Below are 281 nucleotides of genomic sequence, written 5' to 3' on the forward strand. Positions count from 1 at the left end.
TGTCGACGCCCTGCTGCCGCACTGGGTTCGCCACGTCGTCGGCCAGCGCCCAGCGATCACCGTGGCGATGGACTGGACCGAGTTCGCCGCCGACGGCCAGGCCACGCTCATGCTCTCGCTGCTCTGCCGCCATGGCCGGGCCACGCCGCTGTTCTGGTTGAGCGTCGAGACGGCGAGCCTGAAGGACCGCCGCAACGGCTACGAGTACCAGGCGCTGGTCCGCCTGGCCGAGGCGCTGCCCATCGGGATCAAGGTTTGCCTCGTTGCCGACCGCGGCTTCG

1 pseudogene is annotated in these 281 nt (G+C 70.5%); it reads left to right on the top strand.

The window, feature by feature from the left end:
* Positions 1 to 281, top strand: a pseudogene (locus Q7A36_RS41355) (IS4-like element ISAs18 family transposase); the annotation flags it as partial.

The organism is Paracraurococcus lichenis (assembly GCF_030657435.1).
Taxonomy (GTDB): domain Bacteria; phylum Pseudomonadota; class Alphaproteobacteria; order Acetobacterales; family Acetobacteraceae; genus Paracraurococcus; species Paracraurococcus lichenis.